The organism is Streptomyces sp. NPDC051913, from assembly GCF_044593635.1.
Classification (GTDB): Bacteria; Actinomycetota; Actinomycetes; order Streptomycetales; family Streptomycetaceae; genus Streptomyces.
The window spans coordinates 234,401-255,613 of sequence record NZ_JBIUCI010000013.1; the positions used below are offsets into that span (position 1 = coordinate 234,401).

Genomic DNA, 21,213 nt, shown 5'->3' on the forward strand with positions numbered 1-21,213 from the left:
CTCTTCACGTGGGGAACGCATGCGCATTCGAGTCCTCGGGGCTGCCGTCACCGGCGCCCTGGCCCTGTCCGCCCTCGCCGTGCCGGCCGCCCAGGCCGACACCATCGAAGGCGACACCACGATCTCGAACGTCGTCGTGAACGGCGGCAAGGCGGTCGTCGTCGGCGCGACCACCACCAAGACCGTCTCCGTGACCTTCAAGGTCACGGACGCCTCGGGCGTCAAGGACGCCATGGCCATCCTGTGGCACGGCTCGGACTTCGACAGCTCCGACAGCGGCGCCGTGGCCACCAGCAACGACGGCTACGCCACCTGCACCGCGACCAGCTCCACCACCGCGAACTGCAAGGCCAGCTACGAGTTCGAGCCGCAGTACAACGCCGTCAACTCGGTCGCCGGCACCTGGAAGGTCTGGGGCATCGCCTCCGGCAAGGACGCCGACTACGTCCAGAAGGACAACGTCAAGACCTTCCAGGTCCAGCGTCTGTCCAAGCTGACGGTCAACGCCTCCCCGGAGCCCGTGAAGAAGGGCAAGACCATCACGGTCACCGGCAAGCTGACCCGCGCCAACTGGGACGCCGCGAAGTACTCCGGCTACTCCGCCCAGTCGGTGAAGCTGCAGTTCCGTAAGAAGGGCTCCAGCACCTACACGACCGTGAAGACCATCAAGTCCAGCTCCACGGGCGGTCTGAGCACCACGGTCACCGCGTCGGCCGACGGCTACTACCGCTACAGCTTCGCGGGCACCTCGACCACCCCGGCGGTCTCCGCCACGGGTGACTACATCGACGTGCAGTAAGCACCCCTCGCACCACTCTCTTTCCTTTCTCACCTGAGGAAACACATGCGTATTCGCGCCACCGTGGCCGCCGTCTCCGGCGCCCTGGCCCTGTCCGCCCTGGCCGTCCCGGCCGCGCAGGCGGACGGCTCGTCGTACAGCAAGGACGACCTCGTCAAGGCCGCGCAGTCCGCGCGCCAGGCCGCGGACGGCAAGTCCGCGTACGCCGCCGCCGACGACGGCGTTCCGTACACCCTCGACCTGTCCTTCTCCAACGTGAAGGTCAACAAGGGCAAGCCGATCGTCGCCGGCATCGCCAACCAGGTCACCGTGCCGGTCACCTACACCGTCACGCACGCCGAGGACATCGACCTCAACGCCTCGGACTTCGTGTTCGACGTCGAGATCTACCGCGGCACCTACGACGAGCCGAAGAACATCCTGTGGGGCGACGACTGGCCGACGTGCACGCAGACCTCGGCGACCACCGACAGCTGCACCGGCACGATCGACGTCTACCCGGGCGACGAGCTGGTCAACGCCGACGCCGCCACGTGGAAGGCGATCGGCTACGCCATCGACTGGAACGACCAGGACCCGATGTCCGACGACATCGACTGGAGCAAGGTCGGCTACGTCGACCAGGACGCGCTGACCACCACCAAGCTCCAGCGCTACTCCAAGCTCACGGTCAACGCCTCCCCGGAGCCGGTCACCAAGGGCAAGACCATCACGGTCACGGGCAAGCTGACCCGCGCCAACTGGGAGACCCACAAGTACGCCGGGTACACCGGCCAGTCGGTGAAGCTTCAGTTCCGCAAGAAGGGCTCCACCACCTACAGCACCGTCAAGACCATCACGACGAACTCGACGGGCAACCTGAGCACCACCGTCAAGGCGTCGGCCGACGGTTACTTCCGCTACTCCTTCGCGGGCACCTCGACCACCCCGGCGGTCTCCGCCGCGGGTGACTTCGTCGACGTGAAGTAGACAGTACTTTCAGTGCTTTCCACGCAGGCCGGTCCCGGGAGCCATCCGGGGCCGGCCTTCGCGTTTCCGTCATGCGCACCCCATACGACGATCAAGCACCGCGCAGGGAACGACAAAGTCGGCAAAGTTCGCACCGGCTCCTACAACTCCCCCCGGCGGCAGTGGATCTGATCCCCTGAGTCAACAGACTCCTAGATCGACTCTCCCTCTGGGGAACGCACATGCGCATCAGAGCCACCGTGGCCGTCGTCTCCGGCGCCCTCGCCCTCACCGGCCTCGCCCTTCCGACCGCCCAGGCCGCCGACTCCGGCACCCCGTACACGCTGGACGTCAGCTTCTCCAACTTCAAGATCGCCTCGTCGGTCAAGGTCGGCACCTCCGCCGTCGTCAGTACGAAGGTCACCTACACGCTGACCCACGGCTCGGACGTCGACCCCACCGCGTCGGACTTCTTCACCGACCCGTTCCTCTACCGGGGCACCTTCGGCGCCGACAGCACCCCCCAGCTCTACGGCGACGACGCGGCGACCTGCACGGTCACCTCGGCCACCACCGCCACCTGCACCGGCACCATCGACATCCACCCGGCCGACGGCGACCTGTCCAACGCCGACGCCGGTACCTGGAAGGGCGGCGCCGAGGCCGTCGACTTCAACGGCCAGGACCCCTCCAGCGGCAGCCTCGACCTCAGCAAGGTCGGCTACAAGGACCAGGGCGACCTCGCCTCCATCAAGGTGCTGCGCCTGGCCAAGCTCACCGTCAACGCCTCGCCCGAGCCGGTCAGGAAGGGCAGGACCATCACGGTCACCGGCAAGCTGACCCGCGCCAACTGGGACGCCGGCACCTACTCGGGCTACTCCGCCCAGTACGTGAAGCTCCAGTACCGCAAGGCGGGCACGACCACGTACACGACCGTGAAGACCATCAAGACCAGCTCCACGGGCGCCCTCAGCACCACGGTCACCGCGTCGGCCGACGGCTACTACCGCTACAGCTTCGCGGGCAGCGCGACGACGTCCTCGGTGAACGCCACCGGCGATTACATCGACGTCCAGTAGGCAGTAGCCCTCTTCTACGCGGGCACGCGGCGGTCGACCCATTTCCACGTCACTTCCAGGGCGGCCGCCGCCACCACGGAGATGCCCACCGCTATCCACGGCATCGTCACCCCGACGAGCCTCAGCGCGAAGAAGTCCTGGAGCCACGGGACGGCGAGGACCAGCAGGAACCCCGCGCCCATCGACGCCACCAGGACCACCCGCCACCAGGTGTACGGCCGGGCGATGATGGCCAGCACCCACATCGAGATCAGGAACAGGGTGAGGGTCGCCACGCTCGTCTCGGCGTCCAGGGAGTCCTTCCCCGTGTAGTGGTGCCGGGCGATCAGATACGTCACGAAGGTCGCCACCCCCGCGACCACCCCGCCCGGGATCGAGTACCGCATCACCCGCCGTACGAAGTGCGGTTGAGCCCGTTCGGTGTTGGGGGCCAGGGCCAGGAAGAACGCCGGGACGCCGATCGTCAGGGTGGAGAGCAGGGTCAAGTGGCGGGGCAGGAAGGGGTATTCGACCTGCCAGCACACCACCAGCAGCGCCAGCAGCACCGAGTACACCGTCTTCACCAGGAACAGCGTCGCCACCCGCGTGATGTTCCCGATGACCCGGCGCCCCTCCGCCACCACGTCCGGCAGCGTGGCGAAGCTGTTGTTCAGGAGCACGATCTGGGCGACCGCCCGGGTCGCCTCCGACCCCGAGCCCATCGAGACGCCGATGTCGGCGTCCTTCAGCGCCAGGACGTCGTTCACGCCGTCGCCCGTCATCGCGACCGTGTGCCCGTGGGACTGCAACGCCCCCACCATGTCCCGCTTCTGCTGCGGGGTGACCCGCCCGAACACCGTGCCCTCGTCGAGGGCGTTCGCCATCTCGTCCGGGTCGGAGGGGAGGCGGCGCGCGTCGATCGTCGTCCCCTTCAGGCCCAGCTTTCCGGCCACCGCCCCCACCGACACCGCGTTGTCACCGGAGATGACCTTGGCGCGGACGTCCTGCTCGGCGAAGTAGCGCAGGGTGTCGGCCGCGTCGGGGCGCAGCCGCTGCTCCAGTACGACGAGGGCGGCGGCAACGGCTCCGCGGGCGACCTCCGGATCGTCGAGGTCGCCCGTGGCCCGGGCCAGCAGCAGGACGCGCAGACCCTGTTCGTTGAGCCGCTCGGTCTCGGCCAGCGCCGGGTCGTCGGCGCCCAGCAGCACGTCCGGCGCTCCCAGCAGCCAGGTGCTCGACTCCCCGTTGCCCTCGCTGAAGCTGGCGCCGCTGTACTTGCGGGCGGAGGAAAAGGGGAGCGACTCGGTGCAGCGCCATTCCTCGGCGTCGGGGTAGGCGTCGATGATCGCCTGGAGGGACGCGTTCGGGCGCGGGTCGGACTCCCCGAGGGCGCCGAGCACCTTGCGTACGTACGTCTCGTCGCTGCCGCCCAGGGCGTGCAGCTCGGTGACGTCCATGCCGCCCTCGGTGAGCGTGCCGGTCTTGTCGAGGCAGACGGTGTCGATGCGGGCGAGGCCCTCGATGGCCGGAAGTTCCTGGACGAGGCACTGTTTTCGGCCAAGCCGGATCACGCCGATCGCGAAGGCGACGGAGGTGAGCAGGACCAGGCCCTCGGGGACCATCGGGACGATGCCGCCGACCGTGCGGGCGATGGACTCCTTCAGGTCGTGGCTCTTGACGACCAGTTGGGTGATGACCAGGCCGATCGCGGCCGGGATCATCATCCACGTCACGTACTTGAGGATCGTGGAGATACCCGTCCGCAGCTCGGAGTGGACGAGGGTGAACCGGGACGCCTCCTCGGCGAGTTGGGCGGCGTACGCCTCGCGCCCCACCTTGGTGGCCCGGAACGCGCCCCCGCCCGCGACGACGAAGCTGCCGGACATGACCGGGTCCCCGGGCCGTTTGACGACCGGGTCGGCCTCGCCGGTGAGCAGTGACTCGTCGATCTCCAGGCCGTCGGCCTCGACGCACACCCCGTCGACGACGGCCTTGTCGCCGGGTCCGATCTCGATCAGGTCGTCGAGGACGATCTCCGACGTACTGACCTCCAGGGACTCGCCGCCCCGTCGGACCGTCGGCTTCGCCTCGCCGATCACGGCGAGGGAGTCGAGGGTCTTCTTCGCCCGCCACTCCTGGATGATGCCGATGCCGGTGTTGGCGATGATCACGTACCCGAACAGGCTGTCCTGGAAGGGCGCGACGAACAGCATGACCAGCCAGAGCACGCCGATGATCGCGTTGAACCGGGTGAAGACGTTCGCGCGGACGATCTCGGCGAGCGACCGGCTGCTGCGCACCGGTACGTCGTTGACCGCCCCGCGTGCCACCCGCTCGGCCACCTCGGCGGTGGTCAGCCCGCTGTCGGCCTCGGGGGCGGGCACAGGCACGGGGTGCACGGGGTCGAGTTCGGCGCCCGCGTCGATGTGCGTCATGCATTCGACGGTACGTGCGGTTTTGCGGCTTCACCCGCCGAGTGGGCGGAAGTTCCGACCTGGGGAGGAGAGTCGGCGGGGCCGAGTGGTGCCCAGGTAGTACGGCCCTACTCGGCTTCCCGTAGAGTCCCGGCGGCCTCGGCCCGTTTGATGGCGGCGTCGCGCCTGCGGACGTAGTAGATGCCGATCAGCCCGAGGCCCGCGCCGGCCAGGCAGGTCCACACCCACCAGGCGTGTCCGCGGTCGTCGAACCAGCCGTAGAAGGGGAGCTGGACGAGGAAGAGGACGAACCAGAGGATCGTGCCGCCGATGATCGTCGGCACGATCGGGCCCTCCAGGGGCTCCGGTGCTTCGTGCTGCGGGGTCCACTTCGCCATGGGCACAGCTTACGAGGCGATCGCGGCGCGGCCGGAGGGGTGGGCGGGCACGCCGGTCTACGCGCGGAGATAGGCATCCCGGCTCTCATATGTTCATACTGAAACTGTTTGCGTCTGTCCACTTCTCATCGTAGGAACATCCAATGTCGACCGCCCTTGACCGTTACTTCAGGATCTCGGAGCGGGGCAGCACCCTGCCCCGGGAGATCCGCGGCGGTTTCGCCACCTTCTTCGCGATGGCCTACATCATCGTGCTCAACCCGATCATCCTGGGCAGCGCGAAGGACATGTACGGGCACCAGCTCGACAACGGCCAGCTCGTCACCGCGACCTGTGTCACCGCGGCCTTCACCACGCTCCTCATGGGCGTCATCGGCAACGTGCCGATCGCGCTGGCCGCCGGTCTCGGCGTGAACTCGGTCGTCGCCCTCCAGCTGGCGCCCCGGATGTCGTGGCCGGACGCCATGGGCATGGTGGTCCTGGCGGGCTTCATCGTGATGCTGCTGGTCGCGACCGGTCTGCGCGAGCGCGTCATGAACGCGGTGCCCTTCGGCCTGCGCAAGGCCATCAGCATCGGTATCGGCCTGTTCATCATGCTGATCGGGCTCGTCGACTCCGGCTTCGTCTCCCGCATCCCGGACGCCGCGCACACCACCGTCCCGCTCCAGCTCGGCGCCGACGGCCACCTCAACGGCTGGCCGGTCCTGATCTTCATCCTCGGCGCGCTGCTCACCCTCGCGCTCATCGTCCGCAAGGTCCCCGGCGCGATCCTGATCTCGATCGTCGCCATGACCGTCCTCGCGATGATCATCGACGCCGTCGCCACCATCCCGTCCTGGGGTCTGACGACGCCCGAGTGGCCCGGCAACCCGGTCGCCACCCCCGACTTCGGTCTCATCGGCGAGGTCAGCCTGTTCGGCGGCTTCGACAAGGTCGGAGTGCTGACCGGCATCCTCTTCGTCTTCACCGTGCTGCTGTCGTGCTTCTTCGACGCGATGGGCACGATCATGGGCGTCAGCGACGAGGCCAAGCTGACCGACGCCCAGGGCCAGATGCCCGGCATCAACAAGGTCCTCTTCGTCGACGGCCTCGCCGTCGCGGCGGGCGGCGCGAGCTCCTCCTCCGCCACCACGGCGTTCGTGGAGTCCACGGCCGGCGTCGGCGAGGGTGCCCGCACCGGCTTCGCGAACCTCGTCACCGGCGGCCTCTTCACCGTGGCGCTGTTCCTCACGCCCGTCGCCACGATGGTCCCGTCCCAGGCGGCCACCCCGGCGCTGCTCGCGGTCGGCTTCATGATCCTGGCCAACTCGGTCAAGGAGATCGACTGGGCCGACTACACGATCGCCATCCCGGCCTTCATCACGATGGTGATGATGCCGTTCACCTACTCCATCACCAACGGCATCGGCATGGGCTTCATCACCTTCGTGGTGCTGCGCCTGTCGGCGGGCCGCGGCAAGGAGATCCCGGTCGCGATGTACGTCGTCTCCGCCGTCTTCGCCTTCTACTACCTGATGCCGGCGCTGGGTCTGACGTAAGGCTCTCTCACGTCAGTCCGTAGAACTTCTCCGTCTCCTCGACGGCGGTCTGGAACCGCTCGTCGAAGTCGTCCCGAATGAGCGTCTGGACCACATAGTCCTGGACGCTCATTCCCCTTTTGGCCGCATGGTCCCGGAGCCGGTCGAGCAGCTCCCCGTCTATCCGCAGGCTGAGCACGCTGGTCCCCATGAGTACGAGGGTCGCCGCACAGAACTGACCGGTGTGTCACTTTCCGGAACCGGCTCACTCGTACGGGTGATGAAGGGGTTCAGTGAGGGGAGTCACGGGCATCTGGGCCTGATTCGCCTGGTCCTTAGTCAGGGTAATGAGTTAACCTAAAGAACATGCCGGACCTTACCCATGGCGACGACGTAGCCGCCGTGAACTCCCTCCGCTCCGCCGTGATGCGACTGTCACGCCGACTCAAGCACCAGCGGGTCGACGAGTCGCTGAGCCCTACCGAGATGTCGGTCCTGGGCACCCTCTCCATCTGCGGCAAGGCCACCCCGGGCGAACTCGCCCGCAAGGAGCACGTACAGCCGCCGTCGATGACCCGCATCGTGGCACTGCTGGAGGCCAAGGGCCTGGTCCGGCTTGAGCCACACCCCGAGGACCGCCGCCAGAAGGTCGTCACGAAGACGGAGCAGGCGGAGGCGATGCTCGCCGAGAGCCGCGCCAAGCGCAACGCCTTCCTGGCCGCCCTGGTCGACGGTCTCGACGAGGACGAGTGGGCGAAACTGCGCGCCGCCGCCCCCGTGCTGGAGAAGCTCGCACACCTGTGATCCGTCTTGAGGAGGCGAACCCTTTTGAGTTCGGGACCCGGAGCAGACTCCGCCCCCGCACCGTCCACTCCGACCCTTGAGGACCCTGGCAAGTCCTCGATGTTCAGCTCGCTCAGGAACCGCAACTACCGCCTCTTCTTCCTGGGGCAGGTCGTCTCCAACACCGGTACCTGGATGCAGCGCATCGCCCAGGACTGGCTCGTCCTCAGCCTCACCGGCTCCGCGACCGCCGTCGGTGTCACGACGGCACTCCAGTTCCTGCCGATGCTCCTCTTCGGCCTCTACGGCGGCGTACTCGTCGACCGTCTCCCCAAGCGCCCCACCCTCCTGGTCACCCAGTCGGCGATGGCCCTCACCGGCCTGGCGCTCGCCTTCCTCACCCTGACCGGCCACGTCGAGGTCTGGCACGTCTACGTCGCCGCCTTCGCCGTCGGCCTCGCCACCGTCGTCGACAACCCGGCCCGGCAGACCTTCGTCTCCGAGATGGTCGGCCCCGACCAGCTCCAGAACGCCGTCAGCCTCAACTCCGCGAACTTCCAGTCGGCCCGCCTGATCGGCCCGGCCGTCGCCGGTCTGATGATCACGGGCGTCGGCACCGGCTGGGCGTTCCTGGCGAACGGCCTCAGCTTCATCGCGCCGATCGCCGGCCTGCTGCTGATGCGCGCCCGCGACCTGCACGCCGTGCATCGCGCCCCGCGCGGCAAGGGCCAGCTGCGGGAGGGGTTGCGGTATGTGGCCGGGCGCCCGGACCTGATCTGGACGATCGTGCTCGTCGGCTTCGTGTCGACCTTCGGCTTCAACTTCCCCGTGTACCTGTCCGCCTTCGCCGACGACGTCTTCCACGCCGGCGCCGGCTCCTACAGCCTCTTCAACACCGTCATGGCGATCGGCTCCCTCGCGGGCGCCCTCCTCGCCGCCCGCCGCGGCACCGCCCGGCTGCGGGTGCTGGTGGTGGGCGCGGTGGCCTTCGGCGCGCTGGAGATGGTGGCGTCCGTCGCCCCGTCCCTGTGGCTGTTCGCCCTGCTGATGATGCCGATCGGCATGTTCGGCATGACGGTCAACGTCACCGCCAACAGCAGCGTCCAGCTGAGCACCGACCCGGCCATGCGCGGCCGGGTGATGTCCCTCTACATGATGGTGTTCATGGGCGGCGCCCCGCTGGGCGCCCCGATCGCGGGCTGGATCACCGACGCGTACGGAGTGCGGGCGGGCATGGCGGTGGGCGGCGCGATCGCCGCCGCCGCCGCGATCGTCATCGGCCTGGCCCTGGCCCGGCTCGGCAACCTGCGGCTGTCGGTCGGCTGGAACCACGGCCACCCGCACGTCCGCTTCGTGCCGCGCGAGGCGGCGGAGCAGTTGGCCACGGCGGCGTAGCTGCTGCCCGCCGCTGGCTCGGGGGGTCAGACCCTCCGGGCCAGCAACTGCCCCGGCCACCGCTGCTCGCCGACCGTGAAGGCCTCGACGCGGCTGAAGCCGTTGTTCTCGTAGTAGCGGACGAGCTTGCCGTCGTCGCCCGCGTAGCAGTCCACGCGGAGCAGTCCGACCCCTGCCCGCCGGGTCTCCTTGGCGGCGTGCTCGATGAGGGCGCTCCCCGCCCCCTGGCCCTTGAAGCGGCGCTCCGAGGCCAACCAGTGGATGTACCGCTCGGGTTCGCCGGGCGCCGGGAGATGGGCCAGATAGGCGCCGGGCGCGTCGGTGAGGCTGAGGGTGGCGGCCGGTACGCCGTCCACCTCGGCGATGTAGGTGACGCCGTCGTCCATGTACCGGGTGACGGACTCCACGGTCTTCGGGCTCTCCGACAGCGGCTTCGACCCCCACTGCCCGGTCCGCCCCTGTGCGACCAGCCACTCCACACAGCTGTCCAGCATGCCGAGTATCGCGGGGATGTCGTCGTGGTCGCCGTTCCTGATGGTGATCGCCATGACGGCAGCGTAGATCTTTGCCAAGGTGAGCGACATGAGACTTTTCGCCGCCGTGCTGCCGCCGGAGGACGTGGCCGAGGAACTGGCCGCCGAGTTGGATGCGTTGAAGCGGCTGCCGGGGGCGGATGCGCTGCGCTGGACCGGGCGGCCCGGGTGGCACTTCACGCTGGCGTTCTACGGCGAGGTCGACGACGACGTCGTACCGGAACTGTCGGCCCGGCTGGAGCGCGCGGCGGGGCGTACGGAGGCTTTCTCGCTGGGCCTGCGTCGGGGCGGGCAGTTCGGGCGGGGTCGGGCCCTGTGGATCGGGGCGGACGGCGACATGGCGGCGCTGCGGCTGCTGGCGGAGCGGGCGGAGGCGGCCGGGCGCAAGGCGGGCGTCGACATGGGGGAGCACCGGCGGTACAAGGCCCATCTGACCGTGGCGCGGAGTCGGTCGGAGGTGGATGTGCGGCCGTACGTCACGGCGCTGGCCGGCTTCGAGGGGCGGCGGTGGACCGTGGGTGAGCTGGCGCTCGTGCGGAGCAGCCTGCCGAGGTCGGGGGTGCCGGGGGAGCAGCCTCGGTATGAGGTGGTCGGTCGGTGGGGGTTCGGGGCGGCCGGTTAGGCTCGGGGGTGTGGACCCGAAGACCCGGAACCGGATCATGGCCGTTGTGCTGGTGCTGATGTTTGGCGTTGTCGCGTTGGCGGCGGCGCTCGGTAAGTAGTGCGGGGCGGGGCCGGGGAACTGCGGGTTTGGTTTTGGCTGCGGGCCGGATGTGGCTGGTCGCGCAGTTCCCCGCGCCCCTGAGGGGCGATTGCCCTAACCGGTGATTACCAGGCGAAGGCCTCGGGGGACGGGCCCGGGCCCGGGAAGATCTCGTTGAGGTCGGTCAGGAGTTCTTCGCTCAGTTCCAGCTCTGTGGCGCGGATCGCTGAGGCGAGCTGGTCTGCGGTGCGCGGGCCGACGATCGGGCCCGTGACGCCGGGGCGGGTGAGGAGCCAGGCCAGGGCCGTCTCGCCGGGTTCCAGGCCGTGCTTGTCGAGGAGATCCTCGTACGACTGGATCTGCGCGCGCACGGCCGGGTTCGTGAGCGCCTCCGCCGTACGGCCGGACGTGCGGCGACCGCCCGCGACCTCCTTCTTGATGACCCCGCCCAGCATGCCGCCGTGCAGCGGCGACCAGGGGATTACGCCGAGGCCGTACTCCTGGGCGGCCGGGATGACCTCCATCTCGGCGCGACGCTCGGAGAGGTTGTAGAGGCACTGCTCGCTGACGAGGCCGATGGTGCCGCCGCGGCGGGCGGCGATCTCGTTGGCCTGGGCGATCTTGTAACCCGGGAAGTTGGAGGAACCGGCGTAGAGGATCTTGCCCTGCTGGATCAGGACGTCGATCGCCTGCCAGATCTCCTCGAAGGGGGTGGCACGGTCGACGTGGTGGAACTGGTAGACGTCGATGTGATCGGTCCGGAGCCGCTTGAGCGACGCGTCGACGGCACGGCGGATGTTCAGCGCCGAGAGTTTGTCGTGGTTGGGCCAGGCCTCACCGTCGGCGGCCATGTTGCCGTAGACCTTGGTGGCGAGGACGGTCGCGTCGCGGTGGGCGGGGTTCTTGGCGAACCAGTTGCCGATGATCTCTTCGGTACGGCCCTTGTTCTCGCCCCAGCCGTAGACGTTGGCGGTGTCGAAGAAGTTGATGCCCGCGTTCAGCGCCGCGTCCATGATGGCGTGGCTGTCGGCTTCGTCTGTCTGCGGGCCGAAGTTCATGGTGCCGAGGACGAGCCGGCTGACCTTGAGTCCCGTGCGTCCGAGCTGCGTGTACTTCATGACTTCTTAGCCAACGGCGTGGAGTGCGCTCTAGGCAAGCGACTTCAGGAAGGTGGACCAGGTGGTGGGGGTGAGGTGGAGGTGGGGGGCGTGGGGTTCGGGGGTTTTTGAGTCGCGGAGGTGGATGGTGGTGGGGGTGAGGGCCACTTCGAGGCACTCGCCGCCCTGGCCGCTGCTGTAGCTGCTCTTGAACCAGTTCAGGTCCGTGCTCATAGGCTGCCTGCCACCTCGCTGATCAACTGAGCGGACTCCTCGGGATTGAGGGCCTGCGCTCGCAGAATGCCATACCGTGCGAACATCTGGCCCAGCTCCGGCTGTTGGCTGACGAAGTAGCCGTTGTTGGGGCCCTCGACGTAGGTGATGCGGTCGGGTTCGTCGGTCTCCAGCAGGATCATGGGGCCGTCGAGACCGGCGTGGTCCTCGCGGTGGGTCGGCATCACCTGGATCTCGATGTTGCGGCGCCTGCCGACGTCGAGGATGTGGCCCAACTGCTCTTTGAGTACCTGGTCGCCGCCGAGCGGGCGCCTGAGGATGTGCTCCTCCAGCACGAAGGCGACGACCGGGGTGGGCTTGCGTTCCAAGGCCTGTTGCCGGTCGAGGCGGGCGGTGAGCCGGGCCTCGATCTCCTCGTCGTCCAGGGACGGACGGTGAACCTCGAAGGTGGCCCGTGCGTAGTGCTGCGTCTGGAGCAGGCCCGGGATCACGTGGTTGGCGTACATGTAGATCGCGCTGGCCCTCGCCTCCAGCGCCGCGTAGTCCTCGAACCAGGACGGGAACCTGCTGACCCTCAGCTTCATCCCAGCCGCGATCAGTGCACCTTGTGCACCCAGCGCCTCGTCCGCGATCTCGATCAGCTGGCCCTTGGGTGCCCGCTCGGCCCTTTCCACCATGGCCACTTGGGACTTGGAGTACCCGACGCGATGGGCGAGTGACTCCTGTGTCATCCCGGCCCGCTCTCGAAAGAACCTCAGCAACGAGCCGAACATCTCCAGGTTCCCCGACCCTTGATCGCCTGCGTGCACAACCGCCTCCCCAAGTGCACAGCCCTGCACCACCCTTGAGTACCCCTGGTCACAGTATGTGAGCGCCCGCCACGATTTGCGGCATGAACGAGAGAATCGACGCCCCCTGGATCCCGCGCTGGATCCCCGACGCCGGTCACGCACTACGCCTCGCCGGCGTGCACTTCGACGCCGTCCGTATGCGGGAACCGCTGGCCGAGCGCGTCGCCTCCGAGCTGCTGCGCTGTACGGACTTCGACGCGGGCCCGATCGTCAGGGAGTCGACCGGCGACCGGAACATGTACTTCCTGTTGCCCCCGCAAACCGGCGGTGGCTATGCATGGCCACCCGGGGTGAGGGTGCTGACGCGCAGTCACGGAGGGATGGCCTACGTGGGTGTGCCCGCGCTCACTACTTAGTCCCGGGGGAAATCGTCGGTCTTGAGGACGAGGTCGGCCGGGGTGCAGGTCAGATCGACCTCGTAGCCGAAGGAGTATGTGAGCTGGTTGGCGTAGTCGGAACCGCTGTCCCCCTCCTTGGGCTGGGTGTAGAGGTGGCACTGGCCTTCGTAGGGATCCACGATGAGATAGGCGGCGACTCCGGCTTCCGCATATGCGGACTTTTTAGCGTGGTAGTCGTTCTCGGCAGTGCCCTTGGAGATGACCTCGGCGACAAACTCGACGTCCTCATAGCGCCAACCGCGCTCGTGGCTCCACACCGCCTCATCCTGTAGTTTCGCCACGTCAGGGCAGAAGCCGTTCTGGTGTCCGGGGAAATCGATGCGGACGTCGGAGAGGACCATCACATCCATGCCGAACCTGTCTTCCAGGGCTCGGACGATTCGGCGAATGATCTGCCAGTGCGTGCTCCGTTGCGGCGTCATGAAGACGGCTCCCCCGACAATTTCGACTCGGTAGCCTTCGAGGAAGTGGTCTCGCCCGAGCGCTTTGAACATTACGTCCAGGGCATTCCTGTCGCCGCTCTCAGCCATCTCGATCCTGTCGGTCTCTACGACGGTCATCGTGGCGCTCCTCCCCGGCTGCCCCACGGACAGGTGCAGCCGCGCAGTACAACGATACGCACGGTGATCGAGGTACGCCGATATTCAGTCAGTCTGTTCCGGCCTCGTACGTCTGTCCCCATCCCCACGCCTGGTACATCGCCTCCGCGAACGCCCCCGCGATCTTGTGCTCACCGTCGGCGTTCGGATGCGTCCCGTCGTACGTGTCGACCGTGAAGTCGTACGACTCCGGCGGCGACGCCAGCAGCAGCGGCGAGCGCGGCTCGTCGAGGTCGGCAACCGCCTTCGCGAGCAGCTCGTTGAAGAGGGTGACCTGGGCGGCGAAGTCGGCGTCCTCCTGGACGCGGACGTTCGTGAGGACGGGGAGGACGACCATTCGGACCCGCGGGTTCGCTTCCCTCGCCGCCGCGACGAACGCGCGCGCGTTCTCCGCCGTCTGCTCCGCGTTCGTATAGAAGCCCAGGTCGATCAGGCCGAGCGAGACGAGCAACACATTCGCCCGGCACGACCGCACCGCCTCCCCGATCAGCGGCGTCATGTGCAGCCACCCCTCGCCCCAGCCCGCCAGATGGGCGCTCGGGAAGTCCGGGTCGGCGTACTCGTACGACGTCGGCGCGTCCGTCGCCTTGTCGTGCAGGGTCTCGCGCGGGCCCACCACGGCGAACGGGCCGCCGTACGTATCGCGCAGGTGCTGCCACATCCGGTAACGCCATGTGTGTTCGCCCGCGCTTCCGATCGTCATGGAGTCGCCGACGGGCATGAACCTGAGCATCCGCTCATGATGAACGATCACGGCGAGAGGTGGGGTGTGACAGTCACCACGTGATCACCATCCCTCCCCATCCCGGGATGGCAAGCTTGACCGCATGCGTGCGCTACTGGGTGTCGTCGGAGCCTCCGCCCTGCTCCTTCTCATGGGCGCGGCCCCCGCCGCCGTCGCCGCCGACGGGGACGGCAAGGGTGACAAGGACTTCACCATCGAGGACTCCCGCATCACCGAGTCCAGCGGCCTCGCCGCCTCCCACCAGCACCCCGGCATCTACTGGACCCACAACGACCAGGACACCGGCAGCTACATCTACGCCGTGGACAGCGCCACCGGGAAGACCGTCGCCCGCGTCACCCTCGCCGGGGTCGGGCAGCAGCGGGACGTCGAGGCCATCGCCATCGGGCCCGACAACCAGATCTACGTCGGGGACATCGGCGACAACGACGGTGTGAGCTGGCCGTACGTCTGGATCTATCAGCTTCCCGAGCCGAAGCACCTCACCGACCAGACCGTCCGCGCCAAGCAGTACGTCGTGAAGTACACCGACGGCTCCCGGGACGCCGAGTCGATGATCGTCCATCCCAAGACGGGGCGCGTCTACATCATCGACAAGCAGGAGGACGGCGGGCATCTCTACGAAGGACCCGCCAAGCTCTCCACGTCCGGCACGAACGTCTTCGAGCCCGTCAAGTCCGTCGACCTCTGGGCCACCGACGCCGCCTTCTCGCCGGACGGTCAACAGCTCGCCGTACGCGGGTACTTCGGCGGCATCTGGTACGACTGGAACGGCGGAGACCTGAAGCGGAAGGGGCGGCTGAGCGTGCCCCTCGGGCAGGGGGAGTCCGTCACCTACTCCGCGGACGGCACGAAGCTCATGCTCGGGAGTGAGGGCGAGGGGAGCGAAGTGGTGGCGCAGGACGCGCCCGGTGACGGCGGATCGTCCAAGTCGCCTTCGGGTGGCGGTAGTTCGGCCTCAGGTGAGGGGGATGGCGGCGGCAACGGCACCGTCAAGGTCGGCGCCCTCGCCGTCGCGGCCGTGGTCGCCGTCGTCCTCGGGTTCCGGAGGCTGCTGCGCCCGCGACGCTGAATCGTCGTTGCGTCCGATGTCTTGACGTGTCCATGTGGCTTGACTTCCATATGAGGTGCGGGTGTGGGAGCGCTCCCACTCGGTTCCGGGCCCGTATCCCCTAGAGAAGGCAGCGACATGTTCCGCACCTTGCGAAGAGCGCTGTGCGCGGCGGCGCTTCTGTTACCGCTCCTGGTCGGTGTGCAGCCCGCGGCCCAGGCGGCCGCGGCCGACGCCGGTGCCGGGTACTGGCACACCAGCGGGCGGCAGATCCTGGACGCGAACGGGCAGGCGGTCCGGGTCGCCGGGATCAACTGGTTCGGCTTCGAGACCGGCAACTACGTCGTCCACGGCCTCTGGTCCCGCGACTACAAGTCCATGATCGACCAGATGAAATCGCTGGGCTACAACACCATCCGTATCCCGTACAGCGACGACATCTTCAAGTCGGGAACCGTCCCCGCCAGCATCGACTTCAGCAGCGGCAAGAACGCCGACCTCCAGGGGCTCAACTCCCTCGGCGTACTGGACAAGATCGTCGCGTACGCCGGACAGGACGGGCTCAAGGTCATCCTCGACCGGCACCGCCCGGACTCCGGTGGCCAGTCCGCGCTCTGGTACACGAGCGCCGTGCCGGAGTCGACGTGGATCGCCAACCTCAAGGCCCTGGCCACCCGTTATCTCGGCAAGGACACCGTCGTCGGCATCGACCTGCACAACGAGCCGCACGACCCGGCCTGTTGGGGCTGCGGCGACACGGCCACCGACTGGCGGCTCGCCGCCCAGCGGGCCGGCAACGCGGTGCTCTCCGTCAACCCCGACCTGCTGATCTTCGTCGAGGGCGTGCAGACCTTCAACGGTGTCTCCGGCTGGTGGGGCGGCAACCTGATGGGCGTCGGCCAGTACCCGGTGAACCTGAACGTCGCCAACCGGGTCGTCTACTCCGCCCACGACTACGCCACGAGCGTCGCCCAGCAGAGCTGGTTCAGCGATCCGTCCTTCCCCGCGAACATGCCGGGGATCTGGGACAAGTACTGGGGTTACATCTTCAAGCAGAACATCGCCCCGGTGTGGGTGGGGGAGTTCGGGACGACGCTCCAGTCGACCGTGGACCAGAAGTGGCTGGCGGCGCTGGTCTCGTATCTGCGGCCGACCTCGACCTACGGGTCGGACTCCTTCCACTGGACCTTCTGGTCGTGGAACCCCAACTCCGGTGACACGGGCGGGATCCTGAAGGACGACTGGCAGACCGTGGACACGGTGAAGGACGGGTATCTGGCGAGCATCAAGGCGCCGGGCTTCCCGAGTGGCGGGGGCGGTCCCACGGACCCCGGCGATCCGGGCGGGGGCACGGCGGCCTGCACCGCCGCCTACACCGTCAGCAGTGACTGGGGCAGTGGCTTCAACGCCGAGGTGAAGGTCACCAACTCCGGTACCACCGCGATCGGTTCCTGGAAGGTGACCTGGACCTGGAGCGGGTCCCAGAAGGTCACCAACATGTGGAACGCGTCCTACACCCAGTCCGGGGCGACGGTCACCGCGACCAACGCCGCGCACAACGGGGCGGTGGCCGTCGGTGGTTCGGCGAGCTTCGGGTTCGGCGGTGCGCCCGGGGGCGGGGGTGTGCCGACGGTGAGCTGCACGGCGAGCTGAGCGGTGGGGCGCCCGGCGCGGGGTGTGCCGGGCGCCCTCACCGTCGTACGGGATGAGGGTCGGCATCGGCCTCGGCGCGTTCGTCGAACTCCTGGCGGGCCGCCCGGATGGTGTCGATGTTGGCCTGTGACCAGTCGGTGATGTGCTGGATCAGGGTGCCCATCTCCCGGCCGAGGGCGGTGAGTTGGTACTCCACGCGTGGCGGGACGGTCGGGTGGACCGTGCGGGTCAGCAGGCCCTCGCGTTCCAGGGAGCGCAGGGTCGAGGTCAGGACCTTCTGGGTCACGCCGTCCAGGCGGCGGCGCAGCTCGGTGAAGCGCATCGGGCGGCCGTCCTCCAGGGCCACCAGTACCAGCATGGTCCACTTGCTCGCGATCACCTCCAGCACGGCGCGGGTGGGGCAGTCGCGCAGGAAGACGTCCACGCCGCCGTGTTCTCTGAGGTCGAAGCCGGTATCCATGAGGAACCTCGATACCAGAGAAGTGCCTTCTTCCGCGCGGGGATCGCGGCGGCCGAGGATGAGGGCATGAACCGCGTGAACCGTATGCATGCCATCGTCCAGTCCGCCTTCGGTGGTCCCGACGTCCTCGCCTACGCCGAGACCGACGTGCCCGAGCCCGGGCCCGGAGAGGTGCTCGTGCGGGTCGGGGGTGCCGGGGTGAACCCCGGGGACACGGTGTTGCGGTCCGGGCGGGTGCCGGAGCTGGTGACCCTGCCGTGGACGCCGGGGAACGACGTCGCCGGGGTCGTGGCGGGCGTCGGGCCCGGGGTGAGCCGGTTCGGGGTGGGGGACGAGGTGTACGGGCTGCTGCCGCTCTCCCCGCGCGGGGCGTACGCCGAGTACACCGCCGTACCGGCCGCCGTGCTGGCCCCGAAGCCCAAGAACCTCGGCCTGCCGCAGGCCGCCGCCGTGCCCCTGGTCGCGGTCACCGCCTGGACGGCCCTGTCCGTGTTGGCCCGGGTGCGGCCCGGCGACCGGGTGTTGATCCACGCGGCGGCCGGCGGGGTGGGGCATGTCGCGGTGCAGCTGGCGAAGGAGCTGGGCGCGTACGTCATCGGCACGGCACGGGAGGCCAAGCACGCCTGGCTGCGCGAGCTCGGCGCCGACGAGGTGATCGACTACACGGCCGTGGACTTCCGGGACGCGGTGGCGCCGGTGGACGTGGTTCTTGACCTGGTCGGGGGCGAGTACGGGGAGCGTTCGCTGGAGGTGCTGCGGCCGGGTGGGCTGCTCGTGGGGGCGGCGATCGACCCGGGGGTCGATGAGGGGCGGGCCGCCGAGCGCGGGCTGCGCTATGTGTGGGTGACCGCCGAACCCTCGGGTGAGCTGCTGGCCGGGATCACCGAGCGGATCGAGGCGGGGCGGCTGCGGGTGAGTGTCGAGCGGAGCTATCCACTGGCGGAGGCCGCCGACGCCCACCGGGCGATCGAGGAGAAGCGGACGACCGGCAAGCTCGTGCTGGTGCCGTGAGGACGGACGAGGGCGCCCGGCTTCCTGCCGGGCGCCCTCGTCGTCGTATCGCTTCAGGCGGTTACAGCTTCTCGATCACGTAGTCGATGCACCGCGTCAGCGCCTCGACGTCCGCCGGGTCGATCGCCGGGAACATCGCGACACGGAGCTGGTTGCGGCCGAGCTTGCGGTAGGGCTCGGTGTCGACGATGCCGTTGGCGCGCAGGACCTTGGCGATCGCGGCCGCGTCGATCTCGTCGGCGAAGTCGATCGTGCCGATGACCTGCGAGCGCTTGGCGGCGTCGGTGACGAACGGCGTCGCGTGCTTCGACTCCTCCGCCCAGGTGTACAGACGGGTGGACGAGTCCTTCGTACGGGCCGTCGACCACGCCAGGCCGCCCTGGCCGTTGATCCACTCCAGCTGCTGGTTCAGCAGGAAGAGGGTGGCGAGGGCCGGGGTGTTGTACGTCTGGTTCTTGCGGGAGTTGTCGATCGCGGTGGGCAGCGAGAAGAACTCCGGGACGTGGCGGCCGGACGCGTGGACGCGCTCGGCGCGCTCGATCGCGGCCGGGGAGAAGACGCCGATCCACAGGCCGCCGTCGGAGGCGAAGGACTTCTGCGGGGCGAAGTAGTAGACGTCGGTCTCGGCGATGTCGACCGGGAGGCCACCGGCGCCGGAGGTGGCGTCGACCAGGACCAGCGAGCCCTCGTCGGCACCGGCCACGCGCTTGATCGGGGCGGCGACACCCGTGGAGGTCTCGTTGTGGGTGAAGGCGTAGACGTCCACGCCCGCCTCGGCCTGCGGCTCCGGGTGCGTGCCCGGGTCGGAGGCGATGACGGTGGGCTCGGCCAGCCACGGGGCGAGCTTGGCCGCCTTGGCGAACTTCGAGCTGAACTCGCCGAAGTTCAGGTGCTGCGACTTGTTCTCGATCAGACCGTGGGTCGCGACGTCCCAGAACGCGGTGGAGCCGCCGTTGCCGAGGATCACCTCGTAGCCCTCGGGGAGCGAGAACAGCTCGGAGATCCCCTCGCGCACCTTGCCGACCAGGTTCTTGACCGGGGCCTGGCGGTGGGAGGTGCCGAGCAGGGAGGTACCGGTCGCGGCGAGGGCGTCCAGCGCCTCGACACGCACCTTGGAGGGGCCCGCGCCGAAACGTCCGTCGGCGGGCTTGATGTCAGCGGGAATCTGGATCTCAGCCACGAGCCGGAGGGTATCTCCTCGGCGAAACGGGATGGAAACCCGTCCGTTCGATGAGACGACTCCTCCGGCCCGTGGACTTGTGGGGATCTACGGTGCCATCAGTCGCACCGGCAGCTCGAACAGGTCGTTCTGGGTGACCACCGGCTTGTTGCGGAGTTCCGCCGCCGGGACCGCCAGGTCGAGGGCGGGGAAGCGGGCGTAGAGGGCCGGGAGGGCCACGCCGGCCTCCAGGCGGGAGAGGGCGGCGCCGGGGCAGACGTGCGGGCCGTGGCCGAAGCTGATGTGACGGTTCGGGGAGGTCCGGGTGATGTCGAACTCGCCCGCCGTGGGGCCGTGGGCCTGCTCGTCGCGGCCGATCGCGGCGTACGAGACGATCAGCGCGTCGCCCGCCGGGAGGACCTTGTCGCCGACCTGGACGTCCTCCGTCGCGAAACGGATCAGGACGTGGGAGGTGGGGGTGGAGTGGCGGAGCGTTTCTTCGACGACCGAGGACCAGTCGACCTCGCCCGCGAGGACCAGGGCGCGCTGGACCGGGTGGAGTGACAGCTGGAGCACCGCGTTGACGATGAGCGAGATCGTCGTCTCATGGCCGGCCGCGACCATCAGCTGGAGGGTGGAGACGATCTCCTCGTCGGTGAGGTGGTCGCCGTTCTCGGAGGCCTGGATGAGGGCCGAGGTGAGGTCGTCGCCGGGCTCGGCGCGCTTGGCGGCCACCGTCTCCGCCATGATGCCCGCCAGCTCCATCAGCGTGGCGATGACCTCCTGGGGCGGCGTCTGCGTCGAGAAGAACTTCTCGAACAGCTCCTTCAGACGGGGGAGCTTCGACTCGGCCAGGCCCATCAGGTCGGCGATGACGTACATGGGCAGCGGGTAGGCGAAGGACGCCTTGAGGTCGACGGTGTCGCCCTCCAGGCCGTCCAGGAGCTTCTCGGTGAGCGCCGTGATCCGCTCCCGCATCTCCTCCACCCGGCGCGGGGTGAGCGCCTGGGCGACCAGCGTGCGCATCCGGCGATGGTCGGCGCCGTCGACGGTGAGCATCGAGCGGCCCGGGTTGGCGAGGCCGATGAGCGGCCAGTCCGCGGGGATCTCGCCGCGCTGCCAGGCACCCCAGACGTTGATGTCCTTCACCAGGCGGGGGTCGGTGAGCAGCGCCTTCGCCTCGGCGTGGTGGGTGACCGCCCAGACGGGGACGCCGCCGGGCAGCTCCACGGCGGCCAGCGGCCCGGCCGCGCGCAGCCGCGCGCTCTCGCCGTCGAGGTCGGCGACGAAGGGGTCGAGGGCTATGCGGGGCTGGGCAGGGGCGGGGGTCTGTTTCGGCTCGGGGGTCTGTTCCGGGTCGGTGGTCATAGGGGTGTCTCCAGACGGACGGCGTGAGGGAGGGCAGGG

At 68.7% G+C, this 21,213-nt stretch carries 23 protein-coding genes; 11 read left to right on the forward strand and 12 right to left on the reverse strand.

The window, feature by feature from the left end:
• The first annotated feature begins 19 nt into the window (after nt 1-19).
• The 3 genes from ACIHIX_RS33665 (at nt 20) to ACIHIX_RS33675 (ending at nt 2,826) form a co-directional block, all read left to right on the forward strand.
• Nucleotides 20-799 carry a DUF5707 domain-containing protein gene (locus ACIHIX_RS33665; RefSeq protein ID WP_399962881.1) on the forward strand — a complete coding sequence of 260 codons (780 nt, stop codon included), beginning with the start codon at nt 20-22 and terminating at the stop codon, nt 797-799.
• A gap of 45 nt (nt 800-844) precedes the next feature.
• Nucleotides 845-1,768, forward strand: a complete 924-nt coding sequence (locus ACIHIX_RS33670; protein ID WP_399962883.1) for a hypothetical protein — start codon at nt 845-847, stop codon at nt 1,766-1,768.
• Nucleotides 1,769-1,989: 221 nt separating this feature from the next.
• Nucleotides 1,990-2,826: a hypothetical protein gene (locus tag ACIHIX_RS33675; protein ID WP_399962885.1), complete on the forward strand. Its 837-nt coding sequence runs from the start codon at nt 1,990-1,992 to the stop codon at nt 2,824-2,826.
• A gap of 14 nt (nt 2,827-2,840) precedes the next feature.
• On the opposite strand, the gene ACIHIX_RS33680 is transcribed toward ACIHIX_RS33675, so the two are convergent.
• Both ACIHIX_RS33680 and ACIHIX_RS33685 read right to left on the reverse strand, forming a co-directional pair.
• Entirely contained in the window at nt 2,841-5,240 is a 2,400-nt protein-coding gene (locus ACIHIX_RS33680; protein WP_399962889.1) for a cation-translocating P-type ATPase, read from the reverse strand.
• A 107-nt stretch (nt 5,241-5,347) separates the two neighbouring features.
• A complete protein-coding gene (locus ACIHIX_RS33685; protein ID WP_097265608.1) occupies nt 5,348-5,617 on the reverse strand; it encodes a DUF2530 domain-containing protein in 270 nt (89 codons plus the stop codon).
• Between the two features lie 143 nt (nt 5,618-5,760).
• Between ACIHIX_RS33685 and ACIHIX_RS33690 the strand changes: the two genes are divergently transcribed.
• Nucleotides 5,761-7,155 carry an NCS2 family permease gene (locus ACIHIX_RS33690; protein WP_399962892.1) on the forward strand — a complete coding sequence of 465 codons (1,395 nt, stop codon included), beginning with the start codon at nt 5,761-5,763 and terminating at the stop codon, nt 7,153-7,155.
• 7 nt (nt 7,156-7,162) lie between these two features.
• Here ACIHIX_RS33690 and ACIHIX_RS33695 read toward each other — a convergent pair whose 3' ends face one another.
• Nucleotides 7,163-7,345, reverse strand: a complete 183-nt coding sequence (locus tag ACIHIX_RS33695) for a ribbon-helix-helix protein, CopG family (protein ID WP_266399294.1) — start codon at nt 7,343-7,345, stop codon at nt 7,163-7,165.
• A gap of 155 nt (nt 7,346-7,500) precedes the next feature.
• On the opposite strand from ACIHIX_RS33695, the gene ACIHIX_RS33700 reads away from it, so the two are divergent.
• Nucleotides 7,501-7,938: a MarR family transcriptional regulator gene (locus ACIHIX_RS33700; protein ID WP_329337819.1), complete on the forward strand. Its 438-nt coding sequence runs from the start codon at nt 7,501-7,503 to the stop codon at nt 7,936-7,938.
• Between the two features lie 24 nt (nt 7,939-7,962).
• Nucleotides 7,963-9,312 (forward strand): MFS transporter, encoded by a 1,350-nt coding sequence (locus ACIHIX_RS33705; RefSeq protein ID WP_399962895.1) that lies wholly within the window; start codon nt 7,963-7,965, stop codon nt 9,310-9,312.
• Nucleotides 9,313-9,338: 26 nt separating this feature from the next.
• Here the strand turns inward: ACIHIX_RS33705 and ACIHIX_RS33710 are convergent, their stop codons facing one another.
• Nucleotides 9,339-9,860 (reverse strand): GNAT family N-acetyltransferase, encoded by a 522-nt coding sequence (locus ACIHIX_RS33710; RefSeq protein ID WP_399962897.1) that lies wholly within the window; start codon nt 9,858-9,860, stop codon nt 9,339-9,341.
• Between the two features lie 34 nt (nt 9,861-9,894).
• Between ACIHIX_RS33710 and thpR the strand changes: the two genes are divergently transcribed.
• Nucleotides 9,895-10,467 (forward strand): RNA 2',3'-cyclic phosphodiesterase, encoded by a 573-nt coding sequence (thpR, locus tag ACIHIX_RS33715; RefSeq protein WP_399962899.1) that lies wholly within the window; start codon nt 9,895-9,897, stop codon nt 10,465-10,467.
• A gap of 206 nt (nt 10,468-10,673) precedes the next feature.
• On the opposite strand, the gene ACIHIX_RS33720 is transcribed toward thpR, so the two are convergent.
• The 3 genes from ACIHIX_RS33720 to ACIHIX_RS33730 are packed head-to-tail and all read right to left on the reverse strand — an operon-like array spanning nt 10,674 to nt 12,652.
• Complete coding sequence (locus ACIHIX_RS33720) at nt 10,674-11,666, reverse strand: aldo/keto reductase (RefSeq protein ID WP_399962901.1); 993 nt, start codon at nt 11,664-11,666, stop codon at nt 10,674-10,676.
• 30 nt (nt 11,667-11,696) lie between these two features.
• Nucleotides 11,697-11,879 (reverse strand): DUF397 domain-containing protein, encoded by a 183-nt coding sequence (locus tag ACIHIX_RS33725; RefSeq protein WP_399962903.1) that lies wholly within the window; start codon nt 11,877-11,879, stop codon nt 11,697-11,699.
• Nucleotides 11,876-12,652, reverse strand: coding sequence for a Scr1 family TA system antitoxin-like transcriptional regulator (locus tag ACIHIX_RS33730; protein ID WP_399963002.1), 777 nt, complete (start codon nt 12,650-12,652; stop codon nt 11,876-11,878). The genes ACIHIX_RS33725 and ACIHIX_RS33730 overlap by 4 nt, the downstream gene beginning before the upstream one ends.
• A gap of 119 nt (nt 12,653-12,771) precedes the next feature.
• Here ACIHIX_RS33730 and ACIHIX_RS33735 point away from each other — a divergent pair, with 119 nt between their 5' ends.
• Entirely contained in the window at nt 12,772-13,086 is a 315-nt protein-coding gene (locus ACIHIX_RS33735) for a hypothetical protein (protein WP_399962905.1), read from the forward strand.
• On the opposite strand, the gene ACIHIX_RS33740 is transcribed toward ACIHIX_RS33735, so the two are convergent.
• Both ACIHIX_RS33740 and ACIHIX_RS33745 read right to left on the reverse strand, forming a co-directional pair.
• Nucleotides 13,083-13,688: a Uma2 family endonuclease gene (locus ACIHIX_RS33740; RefSeq protein ID WP_399962907.1), complete on the reverse strand. Its 606-nt coding sequence runs from the start codon at nt 13,686-13,688 to the stop codon at nt 13,083-13,085. The two genes, ACIHIX_RS33735 and ACIHIX_RS33740, sit on opposite strands and share 4 nt — an antisense overlap.
• A gap of 88 nt (nt 13,689-13,776) precedes the next feature.
• Nucleotides 13,777-14,460: an SGNH/GDSL hydrolase family protein gene (locus tag ACIHIX_RS33745; protein WP_399962909.1), complete on the reverse strand. Its 684-nt coding sequence runs from the start codon at nt 14,458-14,460 to the stop codon at nt 13,777-13,779.
• A gap of 94 nt (nt 14,461-14,554) precedes the next feature.
• Here ACIHIX_RS33745 and ACIHIX_RS33750 point away from each other — a divergent pair, with 94 nt between their 5' ends.
• Together ACIHIX_RS33750 and ACIHIX_RS33755 are read left to right on the forward strand one after the other, a co-directional pair.
• Nucleotides 14,555-15,544, forward strand: a complete 990-nt coding sequence (locus ACIHIX_RS33750) for a WD40 repeat domain-containing protein (RefSeq protein ID WP_399962911.1) — start codon at nt 14,555-14,557, stop codon at nt 15,542-15,544.
• A gap of 117 nt (nt 15,545-15,661) precedes the next feature.
• Complete coding sequence (locus ACIHIX_RS33755; protein ID WP_399962912.1) at nt 15,662-17,176, forward strand: cellulase family glycosylhydrolase; 1,515 nt, start codon at nt 15,662-15,664, stop codon at nt 17,174-17,176.
• A 37-nt stretch (nt 17,177-17,213) separates the two neighbouring features.
• Here the strand turns inward: ACIHIX_RS33755 and ACIHIX_RS33760 are convergent, their stop codons facing one another.
• Nucleotides 17,214-17,636, reverse strand: a complete 423-nt coding sequence (locus ACIHIX_RS33760; protein ID WP_399962914.1) for a winged helix-turn-helix transcriptional regulator — start codon at nt 17,634-17,636, stop codon at nt 17,214-17,216.
• A 66-nt stretch (nt 17,637-17,702) separates the two neighbouring features.
• On the opposite strand from ACIHIX_RS33760, the gene ACIHIX_RS33765 reads away from it, so the two are divergent.
• Nucleotides 17,703-18,647, forward strand: coding sequence for an NADP-dependent oxidoreductase (locus ACIHIX_RS33765; RefSeq protein ID WP_399962916.1), 945 nt, complete (start codon nt 17,703-17,705; stop codon nt 18,645-18,647).
• Between the two features lie 61 nt (nt 18,648-18,708).
• Here the strand turns inward: ACIHIX_RS33765 and serC are convergent, their stop codons facing one another.
• Together serC and ACIHIX_RS33775 are read right to left on the reverse strand one after the other, a co-directional pair.
• A complete protein-coding gene (gene serC, locus ACIHIX_RS33770) occupies nt 18,709-19,827 on the reverse strand; it encodes a phosphoserine transaminase (protein ID WP_399962918.1) in 1,119 nt (372 codons plus the stop codon).
• A gap of 87 nt (nt 19,828-19,914) precedes the next feature.
• Nucleotides 19,915-21,174 (reverse strand): cytochrome P450, encoded by a 1,260-nt coding sequence (locus ACIHIX_RS33775; RefSeq protein WP_399962919.1) that lies wholly within the window; start codon nt 21,172-21,174, stop codon nt 19,915-19,917.
• Nucleotides 21,175-21,213 lie beyond the last annotated feature (39 nt).